This is a genomic window from Micromonospora sp. NPDC049282 (assembly GCF_043197045.1).
Taxonomy (GTDB): domain Bacteria; phylum Actinomycetota; class Actinomycetes; order Mycobacteriales; family Micromonosporaceae; genus Micromonospora.
The window spans coordinates 28,409-50,583 of the sequence record NZ_JBICSL010000011.1 but is presented as its reverse complement, the minus strand read 5'-3'; the positions used below and the strand labels follow the sequence as shown (position 1 = coordinate 50,583).

Here is a 22,175-nt window from a genome sequence, read left to right as displayed (position 1 = left end):
TCGGCGGCGCGGCGGGCGGGGTGACCACGCCGAACCCGACGGCGGCGCCGACCACCGTGGACCGCTGCGCACGGTGGACTGTGGTCCTCGTCGCTCCCGTCCCGGTCAGGCGGGCACGGGTTCGACGGGGGGTTCGGCGGCGGCGCCGGAGCGCCAACGTTGGTGCCAGGGCGCGTCGGGCGCGCCGTCGAGCAGCCCGCCGTCGGGGTCGTCGGCGTAGGTCTGCCGCACCGCGTCCTGCTCCGGTCGCAGGATGTCCCGGATCACGAAGCCGCAGAGGACCGCCACGGTGACCAGGCGCAGGGTGGACGCCAGCACGAAGACGCCCTCGGGGAAGACCGGCCGGGAGGTGGCGGTGCCGAGCAGTTCGCCGTAGAAGGCGGCGAAGTAGCAGACCTCGGCGAACTGCCAGGCCAGGAACGCGCCCCAGCGCGGCCGGGCGAGCACCGCGAGCGGCAGCAGCCAGAGCACGAACTGCTGCGACCAGACCTTGCTGAAGATCAGGAAGGCGGCGACGATCAGGAAGGCGACCTGCGCCAGCCGGGGCCGGCGCGGGGCGAGCAGCGCGAGCGCGGCCACGCCCAGGCAGGCCAGCCCGAAGAGCAGGTACGACACCCAGTTGAGGGTGGAGACGTTGGCGTTCAGCCACTCGAACGGGCCGAGTTCGCCGGGGGCGGACGGGCTGATCCGGCCGTCCAGGTAGCGGCCGATGTACCAGAGCGTGCCCCAGTCGATGGGCCGGGTGGTGTTCAGGTCGAAGAATCTGCCCCAGCTCTCCCGGTAGGGGATCGCCACCGGCAGGTTGACCGCGACCAGCGTCACCAGCGCGGTGGCCGTGGTGACGAGCCCGGCCAGCAGCCGGCCGGCCCGCACCGTGAGCACCAGGATCGGGCCGAGGAGGAACAGCGGCCACATCTTCGCCGCGCCGCCGAGCCCGAGCAGCACACCGGCCAGTCCGGGCAGCAGCATGCCGTACCGGTCGGGTCGGGCGCGTGCCCACGCCAGCAGCCCGAACGCGGCCAGGCCGACGGCGAGCAGGTCCCAGTTGACGGTGGCGGTGAGCACCAGCGCCGGGGAGAGCGCGAACAGTGCCGCGTCCCAGGGTCGTCGACGGCGGAGGTTGAGGATGACCGCGACGGTGGCGACCGCGAGCGCGCCGAGCACCAGCGCGTTGAGGTTGTAGAACCACTGCCCCTGGTTGATGCCGGGGTTGTCGACGCCGAGGGCGTGCACCGGAAGGCCGAGCGCGCCCATGAAGTAGCCGGTCAGCACCGGATATTCCACCGGGTGGTCGGCGTAGGGGACCTTGCCCTCGTTGAGCCCTTCGGCGTAGTAGAGCGCCAGCACGTCGGTGTAGCACATTCGGGTGTACTGGACGTTGTTCTGCCAGGCGCCGTCCTGGCAGGGCGACTTCTGCACCCAGTGCAGGGCGAGCGTGAGGCAGACCAGGGCCAGCACGATCCGCGCGGCGGTCCAGAACCGGCTCTCCTGACCGGCCGGCCGGTCGAGGGCGGTGGCGTGGTCACCGAGCGGCCCGCCGATCAGGCCGGACGTGCCCCGCACGAACCAGTCCGAGCGGGACGGGTGGTCGGCGGTCGCTCCGGGTCGGGGCGCCTCCCCGGACGCGCCGGGCTCATCGATGCCTGCGGTCGACTGGGTGCTCATGGAGAGGCATCCTGCCGTACGCCAGGGGTGTCCGTCCCGCCGCGCGCGGAGAAATTCCGGTCCGCGGAACGCGGCGGCGGCCGGACCGCTCGGGTCCGGCCGCCGCCGTCAGGTGGTACGCGTCAGTTCGTCTGTCTGGTCGGTGGGGTGCTGGGCAGCACGCCACCGCCTCGGCCGCCGCCCCCGGGGAAGCCGGGAAGGCCACCGTTCTGGTCGCCGCCACCCCCGGGGGTGGCGCCGCCCTGGTTGCCACCGCCCTGGTTGCCACCGCCCTGGTTGCCGTCCGGGCAGAACAGGCCCAGCGGGTCGCAGGCGGCGCCGCCCGGCGGAGTCGGCTCGACCGGCTTGTCGCCGTTGCCGACGTCGTCCTTGCCGATGTTGGCGGCCGGTGGGAAGTCCCGCTTCTCCTTGCCCTTCAACGCGTCGTCCATGAAGCGCTGGAAGATGGCGCCGGGCATCTTGGCGCCGCTGATCTTGTTGCCGTCCTTGTCCTTGATCGCCTTGCGGGCGCCCTTGTTGCCGACCCAGACCGCAGTGGCGAGTTGCGGCGTGTAGCCGATCATCCACGCGTCGCCGTTGTCGAGCGTCTTCGCGTTCAACTCCCAGGTGCCGGTCTTCTCCGCGGCCTTACGGCCGTCGTCGAGCCGCCGGTTCACCTGACCCGGGTATTCCTCCAGCACCGAGGTGACGTCGGCGACGACGTCCTTCTTGATGCGCTGCTCCGGGTTGGTCTTCACGGTCTTGAGCAGATCCCACTTGCCGGTGTCGGGGTTCTGCTTCTCGACCTTCCGGATGAAGTGCGCCTTGTTGTACCAGCCCTCGTTGGCGAAGGTGGCCACGCCGTTGGCGTGGTCGAGCACCGTGATCGGGTACTGGCCGTAGCCGATGACGTGGAAGAACGGATCGGGCGCGAGGTCCTTTGCGTCGTACTTGGCGAGGTCGTACGACTTGGCCGGGTTGGTGTCGGTCCGCCACATGGTGGTGACGCCGGCCTTCTTGGCCATGTCGAGCACCTTGTCCGGGCCGATCTTCTCGGTGATGTAGTAGAAGGGCACGTTCAGCGACTTGAGCGTCGACTGCTCGAGCGTGCAGGAGTTGCCGCAACTGGCGTCGGAACCCGCGTTGCTGACCGTGAACTCCATCTTGTCCGGCTTGAAGGACTTGCCCTTCCAGCGCGACTTGAGGGAGATGCCCTCGTCGAGCGCCGCCGCCAGCGTGTAGATCTTGAAACTCGACCCGGGCGAGTGACCACCGCTGATCACGCCGTTGTCGACGTTCTTGCCGGCGTAGTCGGTGCCGGTGCCGTTGTCGCCGCCGTAGTAGGCGCGCACCTCGCCGTTGCTGGGATCGATCGAGACGAGCGCCGCCATCAGGTTGGGGGGCTGGCCGGCGAGTTCGGAACCCTTCTTGGCCCGCTGGGCGGCCGCCACCGCGGCACTCTGGATCTTGGCGTCGATGGTGGTCGTGACCCGGTAACCGCCGCGGCTCAGCGCCTTGGCGCAGAGCGGCTTCTTGTCGGTCGCCTCGGCCTCGTTGTCGGTGCAGAGCTTCATCTCGCGCAGTTCCTGCGAGACGTAGTTGACGACGTTGCCGTACGGCGTGTCGATGCCGAAGCCGCCGGCGCTGTTCTTGGTCGGCTTGAGCGCCTTCGGATATTCGGTGGGGTGCGGCGGGGTGTTCGGCGCGTCGAGCCACTTCTCGGTGATCATCCCGTTGATGACGTAGTTCCAGCGGTCCAGCGCGGCCTGCGGGTTGATCGCCGGGTCGTAGCCCTGGTGCGAGGCGCTCGGCTCGGGCTGCTTGATCAGCGCGGCCAGTACCGCGCCCTCGGCCACGGTGAGCTTGTCGACGTTCTTGCCGAAGTATGTCCGTGCCGCGGCCTGGATGCCGTACGCGCCGCGCCCGAAGTAGATCACGTTCAGGTAGTGCTGCATGATCACGCTTTTGTCGTACTTGTCGTTCAGCTTGGAGGCGAGGATCGCCTCCTTCACCTTGCGGCCGTACGTGTCCTGGTTCAGGTTGTCGAACGCGTTGCGCGCGTACTGCTGGGTGATGGTCGAGGCGCCCTGCTTGTCGCCGCCGCTGACGTTGTTCCAGGCGGCCCGCGCGATGCCCTTGTAGTCCACGCCGGAGTGGCGGTAGAAGTTCCGGTCCTCCGCCGCGGCGACCGCGTGCTGGACCCACACCGGGATCTGCTCGATGGTGACGAGCTGCCGGTTCTGGTCGCCGATCCGGGCGATCGGCGTCTTGCCGGTCCGGTCGTAGATGGTGGTGGACAGCGGCGGAATGGTGTCCTCCGGGAGGAGCACCTTCTGCGAGTACCAGGTGAAGCTCACCACGCCGATGCCGGCGAGCATGATGAAGACGGCGAAGCCGGCGATCAGCATGTTGAGCCGACGGCGCTTCTTCGACCGGGCCGAGTCGTCACCGCGACCACCCCGCGCCGGGCCGAGCGGAACGCCCGGACCACCGGGACCCCCCGGACCACCGCCGCTGAAGCCGGGCACGCCGGCCCGGGCCACCGCGGCCCGGCCGCCGACCGGCGCCGCGCCGACGCTCGCCCGCCCGGCGCCGCCCACGCTCGCCGCGCCCACCGAGGCGCGTCCGGCCGGACCGGCCGGGGAGACCGGGACCGACGCGCGGCCGGCGCCCGCGCGTCCGGAGACGCCGGGTGCCGGCGAGACGGGCACCGAGGCCCGGCCCGCTCCGGCGCGGCCGACCGGGGCCGCGCCCGCGGCTCCGCGGGGCGCCGGTGGTACGCCGCTGACCGGGGCGCGGCCGTCGGCGCCGCGCGGTGTGACCGAGGCGCGCGCCGAGGCGCCGCCCTCGGGAGCGCCGGACCAGCCGTTCCCGCGCGGGCTCCGCTCGGAGCCGGGGTCGCCGTTCGGGCCCGGGATCTGGGCCCGCCCACGCGAAGAACTGGAATCGCCGTAGTTCATTCCTCACACCCTGCCGGTCGCGGTGGGACGCGGGGGCGCCGCCACCGGGTTGCCGTGAGCTGAAACACGGGACGTTACCTGCCGGCCGCGCCAGCGAGTGCCCGTCAAATCCGATCTATTCGGACCAATTATGCTTAAAGACTGTCGCTCGTGCCGCCCGGGGAACGGGCCGGCGACGATCGGAACAGCCGCGTTCACCGTTGCGCCTCTCGCCTTCGCCGAGGGGTGGAGCCGTCGGCCGTGGCCGACCCGGTCGCGTCCGCCGCCTCACCCGCGAGGCCGTCCCGGCCGAGCAGGAACTGCTCGACGAGATGGTTCCAGTCGCAGCCGGGGCAGACCTCCACCACGAACACCTGGAACTCACGCAGCGTCATGGCCAGGACGGGCAACTCTGCCCGGGTACGCGCCTGACCCGCCGACTGCTTGAGTTCGTCACCGTAAATGTAGTGGACGTGGATCAGGTTCTCGCTACGGCAGATCGGGCAGCGACGGTCGGTCGGCTCGCCGTGGAAGCGGGCGGCGTTCTTCAGGTACGGCGAGGCGTCGCAGACGTCGTACGTGCCGATCCGTCCGGCGAGGAGCTCACGCAGCACCGCTCGCTTCTGGAGCGAGTAGTCGACCACCTGGCGCTGCGTACGCATGCGGCAAAGGGTACGCGCTCCGTCGAACCGAGGCGACCATGGTCACGATCAGTGACGATCGCGTCGCGTAACCCGGGGGTTTGCCCTGGCCACCCCCGTCCGCTAACGTGCGATGTATCGGCCCGATACATCGCGGTGGTTAGCCCTCCGCGCAGGGGGAAAGAAGGGATGGCGCCCGTGCTTGAGTTCGCCATCCTGGGCCTCCTGCAGGAGGCTCCGATGCACGGCTACGAGCTGCGCAAGGAGTTGACCGCCAAGCTCGGCGCCATCCGGGCGGCGATCAGCTACGGCTCTCTCTACCCGACCCTGCGCCGGCTGCAGGCGGCGGGATGGATCGCCGAAGCCGCCGAGACACCCGCGACCGCCGAGGAGGTTCCCGCGCTGACCAGCCGACGCGGTCGGGTGGTCTACACCATTACCGCGGAGGGCAAGGAACGCTTCGCCCAGCTGATAGCGCAGGCTGGACCCGAGACGTACGACGACACGGGCTTCGGCGTGCACTTCGCGTTCTTCGCCCGGACCGACCAGGCCACCCGGCTCCGGATCCTGGAAGGTCGTCGTCGCAAGATCGAGGAACGTCGCGAAGGTCTTCGTGACGTGCTCGGCCGGGCAGCCGAGCGCCTCGACGCGTACACCCTGGAACTGCAGCGCCACGGGCTCGACGCCTGCGAGCGCGAGGTCCGCTGGCTGGAGGAGCTCATCGCCAACGAGCGCTCCGGCCGGGCCCCGGCCGCCCCGCACCCCGGGACGGCCACGGGCCGAGGAGACAACGACAGCCCGCCCACGCCTGGAACGTCCAGGACAGAGCGGCCGTGATGAAGAAGAAGGAGGCAGACGCTATGGGCTCCGTCCGCGTCGCCATCGTCGGTGTGGGTAACTGCGCCTCGTCCCTCGTACAGGGCGTGGAGTACTACCGGAATGCCGACCCGAACGACCGCGTCCCGGGTCTCATGCACGTCACCTTCGGCGACTACCACGTCTCGGACGTGAAGTTCGTCGCGGCGTTCGACGTCGACGCCAAGAAGGTGGGCATGGACCTCGCGGAGGCGATCGTCGCCAGCGAGAACAACACGATCAAGCTGTGCGACGTGGCGCCGACCGGCGTGACCGTGCAGCGCGGCCCGACCTTCGACGGTCTGGGCCAGTACTACCGCGAGATCGTCGAGGAGTCGGACGCCAAGCCGGTCGACGTGGCCCAGGCGCTGCGCGACGCGCAGGTCGACGTGGTCGTCTCCTACCTCCCGGTGGGCTCCGAGCAGGCCGACAAGTTCTACGCCCAGGCCGCGATCGACGCCGGCTGCGCGTTCGTCAACGCCCTTCCGGTCTTCATCGCCTCCGACCCGGAGTGGGCGCAGAAGTTCACCGACGCCGGCCTGCCGATCGTGGGTGACGACATCAAGAGCCAGGTCGGCGCCACCATCGTGCACCGCGCGCTGGCGAAGCTCTTCGAGGACCGCGGGGTCGAGCTGCTGCGCACGTACCAGCTCAACTTCGGCGGCAACATGGACTTCATGAACATGCTGGAGCGCAACCGCCTGGTCTCCAAGAAGATCTCGAAGACCCAGTCGGTGACCTCCCAGATCCCGCACGAGATGCAGAAGAGCGACGTGCACATCGGCCCGTCCGACCACGTGCCGTGGCTGGACGACCGCAAGTGGGCGTACATCCGCCTGGAGGGCCGATCCTTCGGTGACACCCCGCTCAACGCGGAGCTGAAGCTCGAGGTGTGGGATTCGCCGAACTCGGCCGGTGTCATCATCGACGCCGTCCGCGCCGCGAAGATCGCGCTGGACCGGAAGATCGGTGGCCCGATCCTCTCCGCCTCCTCGTACTTCATGAAGTCCCCGCCGGAGCAGTACGCCGACCACGACGCGCACGCCGCCGTCGAGGCGTTCATCAAGGGCGAGATCGAGCGCTGACGCGCTGACGCCAGCACATCGCGAGGGCCGGGTCCGTCGGGACCCGGCCCTCCGTGGTCGTTCAGGCCGTCCTCACCGGTCGAGCTGACAGATATCGAGCCAGCACCAGCCGTCACAGGTGGTCAGGTCGCACCCGGCGCCCGGGCGGAACGCCATAAGTGTGTCGGGGCGCCGCAGACACCCATAGCGTTCCACTCGCGCCCCACCCTGCCCGTGAGTGGAACAGCATGGGTGTGTCACGGTGCCATAGACACCCATGACGTTCCACTCGCGCCCCACCCTGCCCAAGGAGACGTTGCCGACACCCGCGCCCGGCGACCACAGCCCTCATGCGGTAACCGCTCGCGCTCCAGAAGCGCTTACCTCATGATCGGTCAGTCGGGCTGTTGGGAACGAAGGTCAGGACCAGGCGCGGCGCAGCGCCACCGCCGCCTCCAACTCCAGCAGGGTCACCTTGCGCGGCAGCCCGCCGCCGAAGCCGACCAGCTTGCCGCCCGCCCCGACGATCCGGTGACAGGGCACGATCACCGGCAGCGGGTTGCGGTTGCACGCCACCCCCACCGCCCGAGCCGCGCCCGGGTCGCCGAGCGCCCGGGCCACCTCGCCGTAGGTGGTCGTCTCCCCGTAGGGGATGCGGGTCATCTCGCGCCAGACCGCACGCTCGAACTCCGAGCCGCGCGGCGCCGACACCGGCACGGTGAACTCGGTCAGCTCGCCGGCGAAGTAGGCCCGCAACTCCATTACGACCCGCTGGGCCAGGTCGTCTGCGGGCTCGTCAGCGGCCGAGGCCACCCGGCCGAAGTGCGCGCCGCGCACGGCGTCGGCGTCGGTGCCGACGGAGAACTCCCCGATCGGCGAGTCGAGCACGGTCCAGCGCATGCCACCCATTGTCGCGCGGCGGGCAAAGTTCCTCCCGCCCCGGGCGTCTGAGAGACGGAGGTGGACGGTGGCGGAGGTCGACGGGGAGTTCACCGCATTCGTCAACGAACGGGGAGCGGTCCTGCTGCGGGTCGCGTACGCGCTCGCCGGCAACCAGCACGCGGCGGAGGACCTGCTGCAGAACGCGCTGGCCAAGGCGTACGCCCGGTGGCCCCGGATCCGCGGCGACGCGGAGCCGTACGTGAATCCGCTCCGCGCCCGGCGCGAACTGGTCGCACGGCCCGCTGACGCTGCCGGGCGGCTGGGTGGTCACCAGCCTGCGCGAGGTCGCGCGGTCGAGCGGGAAGTCCTACCTGCTCGACCGGGCACACGGTCGCTACCTCGTCAACGGCCGCTACGACACCGTGCTCCCCGCCCCGACCGGGTCGCTGGTCGCGGTCTGGGACGACGATCGGCCCCGCCGGGTCGGCCTCGTCGACCTGGCCCGCGGGACGATCCGGTGGTACGAGCCGGGTCGCGCGCTCGCCGCGCCGAGCTGGTCGCCGGACGGCCGGCGCCTGCTGTTCACCAGCCACCGGCTCGACCACTTCGGCTTCGTCGTGCTGGACGCGAAGGGCGCCACCCGCACCCACGCCGTCGACACCGACCAGTTCCTCTGCACCGACCACTGTTTCTTCCTCTGGAGCCGGGACGGACGGGAGGTGCTGCTCCAGCAGACCGACCCGAGCCGCCCCCGGTCCGAATCGGCCCGGCACCCGCGCCGGGGCGTGCAGTTCTTCTCCGCCGACACCGGCCGGCCCACCCGCTTCGAGCCGCTGCCGGGGGACCCGGGCGGGCCGTGGGCCTGGTCACCGGACGGGAAGCTGGTGGTGGTCCAGGGGCAACGGGAGCCGCTGCTGGTGGAGGCGGCAACCGGCCGGGTGGTCACCGCGCTGCCCGCCGCCGACGCCGTCTGGGCCGGCCCCGATCGGCTGCTCTACCGGCGGCCGAACGGTTCGCACGAGTTCGTGTACGCCGACGCCACCGGCCGGGAGCTGATCCGCCAGCCGCTGCCGGAGGAGTTCCGCCTCGCCGAGGTGACGATCGCGCCGGGCTGAGTGGTCACTGAAGGTCCGCTGCACGCAGTGGATGTTGCGCGACACCGATACCGTGCAGGTCGTGGCCACGGGGACGCTCATTTTCCTGATCATCGGTGGGGTCGGTGTCGGTGTGCTGACGCTCGCCCTGCTCGGCTCGGGAGTGCTGCATCTCGGCCACCCGGACGTCGACGGGCCGGTGTCGCTGGAAGCGGTCGCCGGGTTCACCGGTGCGTTCGGGTTCGGCGCCGCGATCGTCAACGAGCTGCTCGGCGGGCGTACCTCCGGGATGATCGCGGCGGCGGTGGCCGGCGGCGTGCTCGCTGCCGTGCCCACCGGCTGGCTGGCGGCCCGGCTGAGCCGCGCGGCCCGCAACATGCGCACCGACGCCACCCCCACCCGTGACCACCTGACCGGCGCGATCGGCCTGGTGGTGACCCCGATTCCCAGCGGCGGCTACGGCGAGGTCCGGGTACGCCTCGCCGGCCAACCGGTCAAGCTCAACGCCCGCGCCGACCAGCCCATCCCGATCGGCGCCCGGATCTTCGTGGTCGAAGCGCTCAGCGAGACCAGCGTGCACGTCGAGACCTACTGAACCCCCCAACAGACGGGAACCCCCATGCTCCTGCTCGTCGCCATCGGCGGCGCGGTCCTCCTCGCCGTCCTGCTCGTTTTCTTCGTGCTCTCCCGGATCAAGGTCGCCGGGCCGAACGAGGCGTTCATCGTCACCGGCCGCAAGGGCCGGACCACCCAGACCGCCGAGGGCATCCGATCCACCGACATGTCCGGGCAGAAGGTCGTGCTCGGCGCCTCGGTCTTCGTGCTGCCGGTGGTGCAGAAGCTGCAGTCCCTCGACCTGTCCAGCCGGCGCATCGACGTCGGGATCCGGGGCGCGGTGAGCAAGCAGGGCATCCGCGCCGACCTGCACGGCGTCGCGATCGTCAAGGTCGGTGGCACCGAGGACGCGATCCGGGCCGCCGCCCAGCGCTTCCTGCACCAGCAGGACGAGATCGACAACTTCACCCGGGAGGTGCTGGCCGGCGCGCTGCGCTCGATCGTCGGCCGGCTCACCGTCGAGGAGGTCATCCGGGACCGGGCCGCGTTCGCCAGCGCGGTCGCCGAGGAGGCCGAGCACTCGATGACCAACCAGGGCCTGGTGCTGGACACCTTCCAGCTCCAGGACATCCTGGCCGAGGGTTCGTACCTGGCCGACCTGGGCCGGCCCGAGGCCGCCCGGGTGCTCAAGGACGCCGCCATCGCCGAGGCCCGGGCCCGGCAGGCCGCCGAGCAGGAGCGGCTGCTCGCCGAGGAGGCGATCGCCGAGTCGAACCGGAACCTGTCGCTCAAGCAGGCCGGCATCCAGGCCGAGATCGACGCGGCGAAGGCGCGGTCGGCGGCGGCCGGTCCGCTCGCCCAGGCCGAGCGGGACCAGGCGATCCTGTCCGAGCAGCAGAAGGTGGCCGAGCGCAACGCCGAGCTGAAGCAGCGTCAGCTCGACACCGAGGTGCGCAAGCCGGCCGACGCCCAGCGGTACAAGGTGGAGCAGGAGGCCGAGGCCGCCCGCAACGCGGCGGTGCTGCGCGCCGACGCCGAACGGCAGGCCACCATCGCCGCCGCCCAGGCCGTCGCCGAGCAGTCCCGGCTCACCGGTGAGGGCGAGCGGGCCCGCCGGGCCGCGCTGGCCGAGGCGAACGCGATCGAGGGTGCCAAGGAAGGTGAGGCGGAGCAGCGCCGGCGGTCCGCGATCGCCGAGGCGGTCGAGCGGGAGGGTGCGGCCGAGGCCGCGGCCATCCTGGCCAAGGGTCAGGCGGAGGCCGACGCGATGGCTCGCAAGGCCGAGGCGTTCGCCGCGTACGGCGAGGCCGCCGTGCTGGACCTGCTGGTCAAGGTGCTGCCCGAGGTGGTCGGCGCGGCCAGCGCCCCGATCGGCGCGATCGACAAGATGACCGTCATCTCCACCGACGGCGCGTCGTCGCTGACCAAGTCGGTGGCCGGCAACGTCGCCCAGGGCCTCCAGCTCGGCAGCGACCTGACCGGCATCGACCTGGCCGGGCTGCTCGCCCGGCTGGGCAGCGCGCACACCAACGGCAAGACCACGGTGGACGGCAGCACGGTCAACCCGTGACGTACGACGGCGCCCGCCGGTTTCCCCTCGGGGAGCCGGCGGGCGCCGTTGTATGTGGTGCGGTTCAGAGCGCGGCGATGACGAACTTCTCGCCGGCGCCCAGGCCCAGCGTCGCGCTGTTCCAGTTGATCACGCGGCCGGCGATGAGCTGGCTGGCGCCGGTGCTGCCGGCGGTGACCGCCTTGCCGTTGGCGTTCGCCCGCAGGTAGACCGAACCGTCGGCGTTGTAGTCGAGGAAGTCGAAGACCTCCCACGCGCCGATCGCCGTGGAACGGGCGATCAGCGGCTTGCTGCCGCCGCTCTCCGCGGTGACGAACTTGCCGTTGACCAACGCCTTCAGACCGAAGAAGCCGTCACCCACGCTGACGACCTCGTACTTCTCCCAGGCACCCACCGCGGCCGAGCGGGCGATCAGCGGCTTCGCGCCGCTGCTCTCCGCCGTCACGTACTTGCCGTTGACGACCGCCTTGACGCCGACGACCGGGGCCGGGGCGTCGAAGTCGAACTTCTCGCCGGTGCCGATCGCGGTCTTGCTGGCGATCAGCGGGGAGGTGGTGCTCGGCGCGGTGACGTACTTGCCGTTGATCGCCGCCTTGAGGCTGATCGTGCCGTCGGTGTTGTCGACGATCTGGAACTTCTCCCAGGCGCCGATGGTGGCCGAGCGGGCGATCAGCGGCTTCGCGCCGGCGCTCTCCGCCGTCACGAACTTGTTGGTGACCCGGGCGCGCAGGCCGAACAGGCCCCCGCCGGCGTCGACCACGTCGAACTTCTCCCAGGCCCCGATGGCGGTGCCCCGCGCGATCAGCGGCTTCGTCCCGGCGCTCTCCGCGACGACGTAGCGGCCGTTGACCCGCGCCTTGAGGGCGTACGAGCCGCGGGCCGTGGGGACCGCGCCGAGGTGCAGCAGCCGGTCCACCGAGCCCATGGTGTCGTGCACGGCGCCACCGATGCCGGTGGAGACGACCGAGTCGCGCACCTGCTGCGGCGTCCAGGTCGGGTGCTCCTCCAGCAGCAGCGCGGCCGCACCGGCCACGTGCGGGGAGGCCATCGAGGTGCCGCTCATCGACGTCGAGCCGGAGGTCGTGCCGGCCTTCGCCGAGACGATGCCGGCGCCCGGCGCGAACGTGTCCAGGCAGCGGCCGTAGTTGGAGAACCAGGTCCGCATGTCCAGCCGGTCGGTCGCGCCGACCGTGATGGCGGCCGGCACGTTCGCCGGCGAGGACCCGCAGGCGTCGGTCCAGCTGTTGCCGGCCGCGACCGCATAGGTGATGCCGGAGGCGATGGAGCGGTTCACCGCGTCGTTGAGCGCCGGGTCGTTGTCGCCGCCGAGGCTCATGTTGGCCACGGCGGGCCCGGTCGCGTGCGAGGTGACCCAGTCGATACCGGCGATCACCTGCTCGCTGTCGCCCTCACCGGCGCAGTTGAGCACCCGGACCGCGACGAGCTTGACCTTCTTGGCCACGCCGTAGGTGGTGCCGCCGATGGTGCCGGCCACGTGTGTGCCGTGCCCGTCGCAGTCCTGCGCGACGTCGTCCTGCTCGACGGCGTCCCAGCCGTTGCTGGCCCGCCCGCCGAAGTCCTGGTGGTCGATGTCGATGCCGGTGTCGATGACGTACGCGGTCACTCCGGCACCGGTCGACGAGTAGGTGTACTTGCCGTCGGTCCTGGTCTTGAGCTGGTCGAGCCGGTCCAGGCCCCACGGCGGCGCGGACTGGGTGCCGGTGGCCCGGTAGCGCTGGACCTGTTGGACGTACGCGACGTCGGGGTCCGCGGCGAGGCGCTCGGCCTGCCGGCGGTCCATGCTGGCGGAGTAGCCGTGCAGCGCCTTGCCGAAGACCCGGCGGACGGTGCCGCCGTGCTCACCGGCGAGGGCCGACGCGGCGGACTTCACCCGGGCCGGGGTGGACTTGCCGTCCTTGAGGACGACGATGTAGCGACCGGGCACCGCCCCGGTCGCGTCGGCGCCGCGGACCGGGGCGCGCTTCGGGCCGTCCGGCGCGGCCAGTGCGGGGCCGCCGGTGACGGCGCAGAGAATGGAGGTGGCGGAGGTGAGGGCGAGCCCCACCAGCGCGGAGCGGCGCAGGGCGCCGTGACGTGACACTAATGGTCTCCCCGTGTCCAGCGACCGTCCGGACCGGACGGGCGAATGCGATCAGGACAGCCACGCCCGTCGAGGCGGGGGGGGCTGGTGATGACCAACATCATGCGGGAGAGATCGACCGGAGCACGTCATCCGTTCGGTCGACACGCCGGCGTATCGTCGTCGACTTTTCGCCGGGCCCGGAGATCAGCCGACGATGCCCTCGGCGCGCGCCCAGCGCAGCAGCTCCGCCTCGGCCTCGTCGCGGTCCAGCGGCCCGCGCTCCAGGCGCAGCTCCTTGAGGTGCTGCCAGGCGCGGCCGACCACCGGACCCGGCGGCACGCCGAGCAGCTCCATGATCGCGTTGCCGTCCAGGTCGGGCCGGACCCGGGCCAGGTCCTCCTCGGCGGCGATCCGGGCGATCCGCTCCTCCAGCGCGTCGTAGTCGGCCGCGAGCTGGGCCGCCTTGCGACGGTTGCGGGTGGTGCAGTCGGAACGGGTCAGCTTGTGCAGCCGGGACAGCAGGTCACCGGCGTCGGTGACGTACCGGCGCACCGCCGAGTCGGTCCACTCGCCCCGGCCGTACCCGTAGAAGCGCAGGTGCAGCCCGACCAGCTTGACCACCTGGGAAGTGACGTCCTTGGGATAGCGCAGCGCCTTCATCCGGGCCTTGGTGAGCCGGGCGCCGACCACCTCGTGGTGGTGGAAGCTGACCCGGCCGTCCCCGCCGACCGCCTTGGTGTCGGGCTTGCCGACGTCGTGCATCAGCGCGGCCATCCGCAACACGAAGTCGCAGCCCCCCTCCTCCATCGACATGGCGTTGGTGACCACGGTGAGGGTGTGCTCGTAGACGTCCTTGTGCTGGGCGTGCTCGTCGATGGTGAGCTTGAGGCCGGTCAGTTCTGGGAGGAAACGCTCGGCCAGGCCGGTGTCGACGAGCAGGCGCAGCCCGGTCACCGGGTCGGCGCCGCACAGCAGCTTGGTGAACTCGTCCCGGATCCGCTCGGCGGTGATCCGGTCGAGGTCGGACGCCATCCGGGTCATCGCCGCGCGGACGTCGGGGTGGACGGCGAAGCGGAGCTGGGCGGCGAAGCGGGCCGCGCGCAGCATCCGCAGCGGGTCGTCGCGGAACGACTCCTGCGGCGTCCCGGGGGTACGGATGATCTTGGCGGCCAGGTCGGCCAGGCCGCCGTACGGGTCGGTGAACCGGTGGTCGGGAAGGCTCACCGCCATCGCGTTGACGGTGAAGTCGCGGCGCTTCAGGTCCTCCACCAGGCTGGTGCCGTACCGCACCACCGGGTTGCGGCTCACCTGGTCGTAGACCTCCGCGCGGAACGTGGTGATCTCCAGGGTGAGCCCGTCGCGCTGGCAGGCGATGGTGCCGAACTCGCGCCCGGTCTCCCAGATCGACTCGGCCCAGCCCCGGACGACCTGCACGGTCTCGTCCGGGTGGGCGTCGGTACAGAAGTCGAGGTCGTTGCCGAGCCGGCCGAGCAGCGCGTCCCGGACGGACCCGCCCACCAGGTGCAGTTCGTGACCGGCCCGGGCGAAACGCCGTCCCAGCTCGTCGGCGACCGGGGAGACGCGGAGCAGTTCGGCGACGGCGGTGCGCTGTGCGGCGGTCAGCTCGTGACGTTCGGCGGCGGACGCGGCGGCGGAGGCTTCGGACATGGGATCGCCAGCCTATCGGGCCGGGCGTGGATCGACCGCGCCGGGCGCGGGTAACCCGCCGAGGTTGACTAAGGTTCCGGTTGTGCGGGGCCGTCGGGGCCCGGTTCCGGCGTACCCCCCTGGAGGCTGGCAGATGAGCGGCGGCGGGCTCTACCGCAGCGCGAACGCGCACGACGGCGGCCTGCCGCCGGACGACGGCGCCACCTTCATCTCCGCCGAGCCGCTGAACCAGCCCGGCGTCGAGGCGGTCGCGCCGCCGCAGGAGGTGGTCGGTGAGACCAGCGCCGCGGCGAACAGCGCGGTGATGGCGATCGGCAGTCTGGTCAGCCGGGGCACCGGTTTCATCCGCAACCTGATGATCGGCGCGGCGCTCGGTGGCGCGCTGGTGGGTGACGCGTACACCACCGCGATCTTCCTGCCGAACCAGGTCTACGAGTTCCTGCTCGGCGGCGTGCTCACCAGCGTGCTGATCCCGGTGCTGGTCCGGCGGCGCAAGTCCGACCCGGACCGGGGCGAGGCGTACTCCCAGCGGCTGCTCACCCTGGCCGTGCTGGCGCTGGCCGCCACCGTGCTGATCGCGCTGATCGCGGCGCCGGTGCTGACCGCCATCTACGCCGGCGGCAAGGACGGGGACTATCGGGGCCTGGTCACCGGCCTGTCGTACCTGATGCTGCCGATGCTGTTCTTCACCGGCGTGAGCGCGCTGATCGCGGCGGTGCTGAACACCCGCGGGCACTTCGCCGCGCCGATGTGGGCGCCGATCCTGAACAACCTGGTGGTCATCGCCGTCTGCGGGATCTACATCGCGGTCTTCGGCGCGAACATCATCGAGCCCGGCGAGATGAGCGGGGGACGGATCCTGCTGATCGGCGGCGGCACGCTGCTCGGCGTGGCGGTCCAGACCGCCGGCCTGCTGCCCGCGCTGCGCAAGGTCGACTTCCGGTGGAAGTGGCGGTTCGACTTCCGCGCGCTCGGCCTGCGTGAGCTGGCCCGGCTCGGCGGGTGGATGTTCTGCTACGTCGGGGTCAACCAGCTCGGCCTCTTCGTGGTGGTCAACCTGCTCACCCGGGCCGCCGGCGGCAAGAACGCCGGGCTGCTGATCTACAACAACGTCTTCCTGCTGCTGATGATGGCGCACGGCATCATCGCGGTATCGATCATCACCGCGCTGATGCCCCGGATGAGCGCGGCCGCCGCCGAGGGCCGGTTCGGCGACGTCACCGCCGACCTGTCCCGCGGCACCCGGATGGTCACCGCGGTGCTGGCCCCGATCGCGGTCTGCTACGCGGTGCTCGCCGGCCCGATCTCCGTGGTGGTGTTCCGCTACGGCGCCTTCAACGGCGACAACGCGGTGGCCACCTCGACGGTGCTGCTGGTCGCGGCGCTCGGGCTGGTGCCGTTCGCGGTCAGCCAGCTCTTCACGTTCGCGTTCTACGCGCTGCCGGACACCCGCACCCCCGCCCTGATCAACATCCCGGTGGTGATCCTGCGGGTGCTGCTCCAGGTGGGCCTCTTCCTGATCTTCTCGAACACGTTCGCGGCGGCCGGGATGATGCTCGGCAACGCCGTGTCGTACCTGGCCGCGGCGATCATCTCGGCCATGCTGCTGCGTCCCCGGGTGGGCCGGATCGGGCTGGGCCGGATCATGGGGACCCTCGGTCGGGTGGTGCTGGCCGCACTGGGCGCCGCGCTCGTCGGCGCGCTCGTGGTCGCGGTGCTCCCGGGCGAGCCGGAGGGCCTGAGCCGACCGGCCGCCGCGGTCCAGTTGGTGATCGGCGGCGCGGTGATCGGCGGGACGTACCTCGGCCTGGCCATGCTGCTGCGGATCGGTGAGATCACCGAGGTGGTGGGGATGGTGCGGCGGCGGCTCGGGCGCTGAACCGCCCGTCGTGACCGACGGTGAACGAGGATCACCAGGCTGGGGATACGGCTGTGGATAACTCGGGATTCCGCCGTCCAGTGGGCCTCTCGGCCTGTGGACAACCAACCGTACGGACGAGGGTGCCCAGGCCGGGGCGGGGAAACCACAGGCACGCCACACCGGTACGCCCCTACGCCGATCACTTGCCGTCAACCTCTAGATTGGCGGTGCGTGTCCGCGGTGACTGGCTTCCCGCCGGCCGCAGCGGGAAGATGACATGTCGGAGAACCGGGCATCCCGGGTAAGGTCGCACTCGACGGGTACGTCCGGCGTCGACGCCGACCGTGCCGGTTCCACCGAAGCCAGAGCGGGAAACCACATGCCCAGCAACACGGGTCCATCGATCGACACGATCACCGAGGGAGGACGGGTGACCCAGGTCGGCGAGGGTCAGGAAGCGGAGGAAGCCTCTCCGGCGGTCGTGACCCTCGGTGCTCCCACCGTCGGTGAGCTCCTCGCCGAGCGCTACGAGCTGGTCGAGCACATCAACAACGACAGCGCCGGCCGGCTGGTCTGGCGCGGTGTCGACGTGGTGCTGCGCCGGCCTGTCGCCGTGGTCCTCCGCTATCCGGGTGGCGATTCCGCCACCGAGATGCTCGAGGCCGCGGTCGCCGCGAGCCGGGTCATCCACCCCAACCTGGTCGGCGTCTACGACGCCATCGACGAGGACGACCGGGCCTACGTGGTCCGCGAGTGGGTCGACGGCCAGTCGCTGCGCGAGATGGTGGCCGCCGACGGTCCGCTGGACCCGGCCCGCGCCACCGCGATCGGCAACGCCGTCGCCAGCGCCCTGGCCGCGGTGCACGCCACCGGCATGGTGCACGGCAACATCCACCCCGGCACGGTGATGATCAGCGACGACGGCCGGGTGGTGGTGGCCGACGCGCGCACCGACGGGGCGGACAGCCAGGAGAACGACCTGCGGGCCGTCGGCGGGGTGCTCTACTACGCCCTGACCGGGCACTGGCCGCACGGCGAGGCCCCGCTGCACGGCGCCACCGCGGGGCACGGTCGGGCCGCCCTGCCCGACGCCGTCCGGGACTCCGCCGGCGGCATCGCCGCGCCCCGCCAGGTGCGCGCCGGGGTGCCGGCCTATCTCGACGACCTCACCATGGACCTGCTCGACCCGGAGATCGCCCCGCCCTCGTCGGACGTGCTGTCCGCCGAGTTGAGCCGGCTCGACATCCCGGCCGACGAGCAGTTCCTGGAGCAGGCCGGTCCGCTGCGCTTCACCGCCGACCCGGGCGAGGAGCCGTCGCCGCTGGCCGCGGTCGGCGGCCGCAAGGTCGCGCTGGGCATCGCCGGTCTGCTGGCGGTGGCCCTGGTCGGGCTCTTCATCGGGATCAACGTGCTCGGCGGTGGCGACGACGGCGACAAGGAGCCGGTGTCCCAGCCGTCCAGCAGCACCCCCGTCACGGGCGGCGGCAGCAGTGAACCCGACGCGCCGGCCGCCCGCCAGCTCGCCATCCAGGACGTCCGGATCATCGATCCGAAGAGCAGGGACCGCGCCGAGGTGCGCGACGCCGAGAAGGTCATCGACGGCAGCCCTGACGACGGCTGGGAGACCCAGACCTACAAGAACAACGGCAAGTTCGGCGGTCTCAAGGACGGCATGGGCATCTGGATCGACCTGGGGTCCCCGCGTACGGTCAAGTCGTTGCAGGCCACGCTGTCGTCCGGAGGGGCCGCCGCCGAGCTGCGCACCGGCGCCAGCGGCGACTTCCAGTCCAACTCCAAGGGTGACGGGCAGCTCGTCGCGGCCTACTCCACGGTGATCGGGCAGCCGTTCGAGAGCAGCGACTCCGGCACGAACATGATCTTCAACGCGTTCGACCCCAGCAAGAAATACCAGTACCTCCTCTTCTGGATCACCGAGCTGCCGGAGAAGGACAGCGGAGGCTGGAAGCTGGGGGTCCAGGAGATCACGGTCCAGGGCTCGTGAGCCGCCCGCCGTACCGTCCGCACCGCCTCCCCCGGGCGTGGTGATGGCGGGTCCCGGCGCGCGTACCTCCGGGCCGGCGACCGGCGACGGGCTGCCGTCCGGGTCCGACCTGGAACTGCTCCGGGCCCACGTCGCGGGCGACCGGGACGCCTTCACCGAGCTGTTCCACCGGCACCGCGACCGGCTCTGGGCGGTGGCCCTGCGGACGATCGGCGACCGCGAGGAGGCGGCCGACGCGCTCCAGGACGCGATGCTGTCGGCGCACCGCGCCGCGGCCCGCTTCCGAGGCGACTCGGCGGTCACCACCTGGCTGCACCGGATCGTGGTGAACGCGTGCCTGGACCGGATGCGGCGGCGCCAGACCCACGCCACCGTCCCGCTGCCGGACGGGGTGCACGGCGACGGGGAACCCGGCCGGCACACCGGCGGGGTGGAACCGGCCGCGCCCGCCCGGGACCATGACACCGCGCTTGTGGTCCGGCAGGCACTCGCGGCCCTGCCGGCGGAGCAGCGGGCGGCGCTGGTCCTGGTGGACGTGCAGGGCTACCCGGTGGCCGAGGTGGCCCGGATACTCGGCGTCGCCGAGGGGACGGTGAAGAGCCGCTGCGCCCGCGGTCGAGCCCGGCTCGCCGTGGTCCTCGGGCACCTGCGTACCGGCTCGGACGAGCCGGTGGACGTGCCCCGGGTCACGGCAGGGAACCGCCGGCCCTCCGGAGGCGTCGGATCCTCGTCGGGACGCGCCCGACCGGACGCCAGCCAGGAGGAGTCGTGAGTTCCCGCCAGTTCAGCGAGGTCGACCACGACCTGCTCGCCGACTACCTCGGCGGGGCGCTGGACGGCACCCCCGAACAGGCCACCGTGGCCCGGCTGGTCGAGCAGGACCCGGCCTGGGGCGAGGCGTACGACGCCCTGGCCCGCGCGCTGGACCTGGTCCACACCGACCTGGCCGCCTGGGCGGCGACGCCCGACCCGGGGCTGCCGGTGGCCGTCGCCGACCGGATCACCGCCGCGCTCGCCGGCGCCGGCCCGGCCGCCGATCGGGTCCCCGACCGGGCCGGTCGCGAGGGGACGCCGGCCGCCGTGCCGGCGCAACCCGCCCGCGCGACCCGGCCCCCCGGCACGGCGTCCCGCGCCGAGCGGCACACCGGGCCGGGCCGGCGGTCCCGGCGCTGGGCCCGGGTCGCCGGGCCGGTGGCGCTGGCCGCGGCCTCGGTCACCGCGGCCGGTCTCGGCGTCGGCTGGCTGACGAACGCGGGCGGCTACGACAGCACGACAGCCGACCGGGCCGCCGGAGAGGCCGCACCGGCGGCCGGCGCGCCGTACCGCACCACCGGACCCGCCGTGCGCAGCGGCACGGACTGGACCCCGGAACGCTTCGCCCCGGGCGTGGGCGGCGCCACGAAGGGCTCGGCCCGGCCGGACATGGCCGGACCGTCGGGTGCGGCGGACAGCGGCCGGGAGAGCCCCTTCGCCGCCAGCCAGGGGAAACGTCTGAACGCCCGGCAAGGGTTGGACCGGCTCGACCGGCCCGAGGCGCTGGCCACCTGTCTGACGGCGATCGGCGCCGAGCACGGCGCGACCCCGCTCACCGTCGATCTGGTCGACTACGCCCGGTTCCAGGGCGCCCCGGCGCTGGTGGTCACGTTCTCCGACGCCGGCGGCACCCGCTGGGGCTGGGTGAGCGGACCGGAATGCGGCGTACCCGGGTCCGGCGCGGACACCCGGTTCCGCACGCGGGTAGGGTGAAACCGCGGTCACCGGGCCTGCCCCGCCACGTGACGTGACCCACCGGATGACCGGCTCGGGAATCCCCGCTTCGTACGATGACGTTCTGCAAGTCAGGCGCCGGCCCCGCTGAGCGGTCGGCACTAGGGATCGACATCGGTGCGCGCCGGTGACGAACACACACATCGGGAGACGGCAGTGGACGAGGTCCGCAACCTGATCATCATCGGCTCCGGGCCGGCCGGTTACACCGCGGCGGTCTATGCGGCACGTGCCAACCTCAAGCCGCTGGTGATCGAGGGCGTGCAGTCCGGTGGCGCGCTGATGACCACCACCGAGGTGGAGAACTTCCCCGGTTTCGCCGACGGCATCCTGGGCCCCGAGCTGATGGACAACATGCGCAAGCAGGCGGAGCGGTTCGGCGCCGAGTTCCTCACCGACGACGTGACCCGGGTCGAGTTGAAGGCCACCGGCGAGATCGGCTCCGACGCGGTGAGCACCGTCTGGGTGGGCGAGACCGCCTACCGGGCCCGGGCCGTGATCCTCTCCACCGGCTCGGCCTGGCGGCCGCTCGGCGTGCCGGGCGAGCAGGAATACCTGGGCCACGGCGTGTCGTCCTGCGCCACCTGTGACGGCTTCTTCTTCCGCAACCAGCACATCGTGGTGGTCGGCGGCGGCGACTCGGCCATGGAGGAGGCGAGCTTCCTCACCCGCTTCGCCGAGTCCGTGACGATCATCCACCGCCGCGACTCGTTCCGGGCCAGCAAGATCATGGCCGAGCGGGCGCTCGGCAACGAGAAGATCAAGGTCGAGTGGAACACCACCGTCGAGGAGGTTCTCGGCGACGACGGCAAGGTCAGCGGTGTCCGGGTGCGCAACGTGCACACCGGTGAGAGCAAGGTGCTCGACGTCACCGGCGTCTTCGTGGCGATCGGCCACGACCCGCGCAGCGAGCTGTTCCATGGTCAGGTGGAGCTCGACGACGAGGGCTACGTCAAGGTGCAGGCGCCCAGCACCCGCACCAGCGTGCCCGGCGTGTTCGCCGCCGGCGACGTGGTCGACCACACCTACCGGCAGGCCATCACGGCCGCCGGCACCGGGTGCGCGGCGGCGCTGGACGCCGAGCGGTTCATCGCCACCCTGCAGGGCTGAGAATTTTCACGAGGAGGAGGGGTTCACAGTGGGAGCAACCAAGGCGGTCACGGACGCGAGCTTCGCGAGCGACGTGCTGAAGTCCGACAAGCCGGTCCTGGTCGACTTCTGGGCGGAGTGGTGCGGTCCGTGCCGTAAGGTCTCGCCGCTGCTGGAGGAGATCGCGGGCGAGATGAGTGACCAGATCACCATCGTCAAGCTCAACATCGACGAGAACCCCGAGACGGCGCGCACCTACCGGGTGATGTCCGTGCCGACGCTGACCATCTTCAAGAACGGCGAGCCGGTGCAGTCGATCGCCGGCGCCAAGCCGAAGGGCGAGCTGGTCAAGCTGATCGAGTCGGCGCTCTGAGGCCGTACCCCGACACCGCCGGAACCCCCGTCACCCCGCCCGGGTGACGGGGGTTCCGGCTTTCCTGACCTGCGCGAACATGAACCCT

General features: G+C 71.6%; 17 protein-coding genes and 1 pseudogene. 12 read left to right on the top strand and 6 right to left on the bottom strand.

Annotated features, from left to right (window positions below; all coding sequences use genetic code 11):
- Positions 1 to 105: 105 nt before the first annotated feature.
- The 3 genes from ACGFI2_RS18635 to ACGFI2_RS18625 form a co-directional block, all read right to left on the bottom strand.
- On the bottom strand, positions 106 to 1,665 hold the full coding sequence (locus ACGFI2_RS18635) for a glycosyltransferase family 87 protein (RefSeq protein ID WP_393518299.1): 1,560 nt from the start codon (positions 1,663 to 1,665) through the stop codon (positions 106 to 108).
- 122 nt (positions 1,666 to 1,787) lie between these two features.
- On the bottom strand, positions 1,788 to 4,604 hold the full coding sequence (locus ACGFI2_RS18630; protein WP_393518296.1) for a transglycosylase domain-containing protein: 2,817 nt from the start codon (positions 4,602 to 4,604) through the stop codon (positions 1,788 to 1,790).
- Between the two features lie 194 nt (positions 4,605 to 4,798).
- Positions 4,799 to 5,245, bottom strand: a complete 447-nt coding sequence (locus ACGFI2_RS18625) for a DUF5318 domain-containing protein (RefSeq protein WP_393518294.1) — start codon at positions 5,243 to 5,245, stop codon at positions 4,799 to 4,801.
- A 177-nt stretch (positions 5,246 to 5,422) separates the two neighbouring features.
- On the opposite strand from ACGFI2_RS18625, the gene ACGFI2_RS18620 reads away from it, so the two are divergent.
- Both ACGFI2_RS18620 and ACGFI2_RS18615 read left to right on the top strand, forming a co-directional pair.
- Positions 5,423 to 6,061, top strand: a complete 639-nt coding sequence (locus ACGFI2_RS18620; RefSeq protein ID WP_393518291.1) for a PadR family transcriptional regulator — start codon at positions 5,423 to 5,425, stop codon at positions 6,059 to 6,061.
- A 23-nt stretch (positions 6,062 to 6,084) separates the two neighbouring features.
- Positions 6,085 to 7,164 carry an inositol-3-phosphate synthase gene (locus ACGFI2_RS18615; protein WP_393518288.1) on the top strand — a complete coding sequence of 360 codons (1,080 nt, stop codon included), beginning with the start codon at positions 6,085 to 6,087 and terminating at the stop codon, positions 7,162 to 7,164.
- Positions 7,165 to 7,563: 399 nt separating this feature from the next.
- Here ACGFI2_RS18615 and ACGFI2_RS18610 read toward each other — a convergent pair whose 3' ends face one another.
- Positions 7,564 to 8,043, bottom strand: coding sequence for a methylated-DNA--[protein]-cysteine S-methyltransferase (locus ACGFI2_RS18610; RefSeq protein ID WP_393518285.1), 480 nt, complete (start codon positions 8,041 to 8,043; stop codon positions 7,564 to 7,566).
- 67 nt (positions 8,044 to 8,110) lie between these two features.
- Between ACGFI2_RS18610 and ACGFI2_RS18605 the strand changes: the two are divergent.
- From ACGFI2_RS18605 to ACGFI2_RS18590, 4 genes and pseudogenes are all read left to right on the top strand, one after another.
- Positions 8,111 to 8,287 (top strand): annotated as a pseudogene (locus tag ACGFI2_RS18605) (sigma factor); the annotation flags it as partial.
- Between the two features lie 61 nt (positions 8,288 to 8,348).
- Positions 8,349 to 9,140: a hypothetical protein gene (locus ACGFI2_RS18600; protein ID WP_393518282.1), complete on the top strand. Its 792-nt coding sequence runs from the start codon at positions 8,349 to 8,351 to the stop codon at positions 9,138 to 9,140.
- Positions 9,141 to 9,171: 31 nt separating this feature from the next.
- Complete coding sequence (locus tag ACGFI2_RS18595; RefSeq protein WP_393518280.1) at positions 9,172 to 9,714, top strand: hypothetical protein; 543 nt, start codon at positions 9,172 to 9,174, stop codon at positions 9,712 to 9,714.
- A 24-nt stretch (positions 9,715 to 9,738) separates the two neighbouring features.
- The gene (locus ACGFI2_RS18590) at positions 9,739 to 11,244 is read left to right on the top strand and encodes a flotillin family protein (RefSeq protein ID WP_393518277.1); all 1,506 of its coding nucleotides are present in this window, start codon (positions 9,739 to 9,741) and stop codon (positions 11,242 to 11,244) included.
- Positions 11,245 to 11,308: 64 nt separating this feature from the next.
- Here the strand turns inward: ACGFI2_RS18590 and ACGFI2_RS18585 are convergent, their stop codons facing one another.
- Positions 11,309 to 13,345 carry a S8 family serine peptidase gene (locus ACGFI2_RS18585; RefSeq protein ID WP_393518274.1) on the bottom strand — a complete coding sequence of 679 codons (2,037 nt, stop codon included), beginning with the start codon at positions 13,343 to 13,345 and terminating at the stop codon, positions 11,309 to 11,311.
- Positions 13,346 to 13,531: 186 nt separating this feature from the next.
- The gene (locus tag ACGFI2_RS18580; protein ID WP_393518271.1) at positions 13,532 to 14,995 is read right to left on the bottom strand and encodes a CCA tRNA nucleotidyltransferase; all 1,464 of its coding nucleotides are present in this window, start codon (positions 14,993 to 14,995) and stop codon (positions 13,532 to 13,534) included.
- A 133-nt stretch (positions 14,996 to 15,128) separates the two neighbouring features.
- On the opposite strand from ACGFI2_RS18580, the gene murJ reads away from it, so the two are divergent.
- From murJ to trxA, 6 genes are all read left to right on the top strand, one after another.
- Positions 15,129 to 16,874, top strand: a complete 1,746-nt coding sequence (gene murJ / locus ACGFI2_RS18575; protein ID WP_393518268.1) for a murein biosynthesis integral membrane protein MurJ — start codon at positions 15,129 to 15,131, stop codon at positions 16,872 to 16,874.
- Between the two features lie 361 nt (positions 16,875 to 17,235).
- On the top strand, positions 17,236 to 18,858 hold the full coding sequence (locus tag ACGFI2_RS18570; protein ID WP_393518265.1) for a protein kinase family protein: 1,623 nt from the start codon (positions 17,236 to 17,238) through the stop codon (positions 18,856 to 18,858).
- Positions 18,859 to 18,901: 43 nt separating this feature from the next.
- Positions 18,902 to 19,630: an RNA polymerase sigma factor SigM gene (sigM, locus tag ACGFI2_RS18565; protein ID WP_393518262.1), complete on the top strand. Its 729-nt coding sequence runs from the start codon at positions 18,902 to 18,904 to the stop codon at positions 19,628 to 19,630.
- Positions 19,627 to 20,604 (top strand): hypothetical protein, encoded by a 978-nt coding sequence (locus ACGFI2_RS18560; protein WP_393518260.1) that lies wholly within the window; start codon positions 19,627 to 19,629, stop codon positions 20,602 to 20,604. The genes sigM and ACGFI2_RS18560 overlap by 4 nt, the downstream gene beginning before the upstream one ends.
- A 177-nt stretch (positions 20,605 to 20,781) precedes the next feature.
- Positions 20,782 to 21,735: a thioredoxin-disulfide reductase gene (gene trxB, locus ACGFI2_RS18555; RefSeq protein ID WP_393518258.1), complete on the top strand. Its 954-nt coding sequence runs from the start codon at positions 20,782 to 20,784 to the stop codon at positions 21,733 to 21,735.
- Between the two features lie 28 nt (positions 21,736 to 21,763).
- A complete protein-coding gene (gene trxA, locus ACGFI2_RS18550) occupies positions 21,764 to 22,087 on the top strand; it encodes a thioredoxin (RefSeq protein WP_393518255.1) in 324 nt (107 codons plus the stop codon).
- Positions 22,088 to 22,175 lie beyond the last annotated feature (88 nt).

Excerpts from the sequence above, each read along its gene's own strand:
- ACGFI2_RS18635 (WP_393518299.1), bottom strand. The coding sequence starts at position 1,665 with ATGAGCACCCAGTCGACCGCAGGCATCGATGAGCCCGGCGCGTCCGGG.
- ACGFI2_RS18630 (WP_393518296.1), bottom strand. The coding sequence starts at position 4,604 with ATGAACTACGGCGATTCCAGTTCTTCGCGTGGGCGGGCCCAGATCCCG.
- ACGFI2_RS18625 (WP_393518294.1), bottom strand. The coding sequence starts at position 5,245 with ATGCGTACGCAGCGCCAGGTGGTCGACTACTCGCTCCAGAAGCGAGCG.
- ACGFI2_RS18615 (WP_393518288.1), top strand. The coding sequence starts at position 6,085 with ATGGGCTCCGTCCGCGTCGCCATCGTCGGTGTGGGTAACTGCGCCTCG.
- ACGFI2_RS18610 (WP_393518285.1), bottom strand. The coding sequence starts at position 8,043 with ATGCGCTGGACCGTGCTCGACTCGCCGATCGGGGAGTTCTCCGTCGGC.
- ACGFI2_RS18595 (WP_393518280.1), top strand. The coding sequence starts at position 9,172 with ATGTTGCGCGACACCGATACCGTGCAGGTCGTGGCCACGGGGACGCTC.
- ACGFI2_RS18590 (WP_393518277.1), top strand. The coding sequence starts at position 9,739 with ATGCTCCTGCTCGTCGCCATCGGCGGCGCGGTCCTCCTCGCCGTCCTG.
- ACGFI2_RS18580 (WP_393518271.1), bottom strand. The coding sequence starts at position 14,995 with ATGTCCGAAGCCTCCGCCGCCGCGTCCGCCGCCGAACGTCACGAGCTG.
- murJ (WP_393518268.1), top strand. The coding sequence starts at position 15,129 with ATGAGCGGCGGCGGGCTCTACCGCAGCGCGAACGCGCACGACGGCGGC.
- ACGFI2_RS18570 (WP_393518265.1), top strand. The coding sequence starts at position 17,236 with ATGCCCAGCAACACGGGTCCATCGATCGACACGATCACCGAGGGAGGA.
- sigM (WP_393518262.1), top strand. The coding sequence starts at position 18,902 with ATGGCGGGTCCCGGCGCGCGTACCTCCGGGCCGGCGACCGGCGACGGG.